Below are 1,303 nucleotides of genomic sequence, written 5' to 3'. Positions count from 1 at the left end.
GCGGGAGTGCGCCGAACCGGTGTCGCCTGCCATGCCGGGCCCGGACGATCTGGCCTTCCTGCAGTTCTCCTCCGGAAGTACTGGGTCGCCCAAGGGGGTTGAGCTGACACACGCGGCGGTCCTGGCGAACCTGCGGCAGATGGCCACCGCCTCGGGGCTCAACGAGCAGGACGTCGTGGTCAGTTGGATGCCCTACTTCCACGACATGGGTCTCATCGGCACCCATCTGGCGCCGCTCGCCGTGCGGGCGAAGCAGGTGAAGATGGGTCCCCTGTCGTTCGCGAAGACGCCACGCCTGTGGTTCGACGTGGCCGCCGCGCACCGGGCCACGGTCTTGTCGGCCGCCAACTTCGCGCTCGCCCTGACCGTCCGCCGGGTCCCCGACGAGGCACTCGCCGCGGTGGACCTGAGCCCGGTACGGCTGATGCTGGTGGGTGCCGAACCGATCTCGGCGACGGTGTGGCGGGACTTCGCGGCCAAGATGCGGCCCACCGGACTGGATCCCCGGGCGGCCACGCCCGTCTACGGGCTCGCCGAGTCGACGCTGGCCGTCACCTTCCCGCCGCTCGGTGAAGTGGCGGCGCCCGTGGTGCTGGACCGGGCCGCTCTCAGCCGTGGCCGGGCGGTGGAACGGGAACCCGGCGGCGACGGCGAGGCAGCGGCCGTGGAGGTGATGGACGTCGGCGTACCGGTGCCCGGCTGCTCAGTGCGGATCACCGACGGGGCCGGCCGGCCGCTGGGTGACCGGCGGGTGGGTCACATCGAGGTCGGCGGTCCGCAGATCGCACGCGGCTACCACCGCCTTCCCGAGCCGACCGCGCAGACCTTCGCGGACGGCTGGCTGCGCACCGGGGACCTCGGCTTCCTGCGGGACGGCCGACTGTGTGTCAGCGGCCGCCACAAGGACGTCCTCTTCCTCAACGGCCGCACCTTCCACGCCCCGGACATGGAGGAGGTGGCGGCCGCGACGCCCGGGCTGCCCGCCGGTCTCACGGCCGTGGTCGGCTCGACCGACCCGGTGACCGGGAGCGAGCGCGTGGTGGTGTTCGTGTCCTGGAGCCGCCCGCCGGGCACCGCGACGGAGGTACTGGACCAGGTCGCCCGGCGGGTTCGTGGGGCACTGGGCCACGACGACGTGTACGTCCTCGCCCTCCCGCCGTCGGCCTTCCCGCGTACTACGAGCGGGAAGCTGCGGCGGCAGCGGATGCGGGCCCGCTTCGAGGAGGGGTCGTACCGGCCTGGGGCCTCGTCCAGCCCTCTGGCCATGTCCTCTGCCCGTTCGGCTGCCGTCCCGTCCGCCACC

Annotated in this window: 1 protein-coding gene; it reads left to right on the top strand. The window is 73.1% G+C overall.

The features are described from left to right. Positions 1 to 19: 19 nt before the first annotated feature. Positions 20 to 1,303: AMP-binding protein (locus tag O3Q52_RS53170; RefSeq protein ID WP_332113037.1), on the top strand; the 1,284-nt coding region annotated here is incomplete at its 3' end.

It is taken from the genome of Streptomyces sp. ActVer, from assembly GCF_027270795.1.
In the GTDB taxonomy this organism is placed as follows: Bacteria; Actinomycetota; Actinomycetes; order Streptomycetales; family Streptomycetaceae; genus Streptomyces; species Streptomyces umbrinus_A.
The sequence above is the reverse complement of the archived record's forward strand: the minus strand, read 5'-3'. Positions and strand labels throughout refer to the sequence as shown.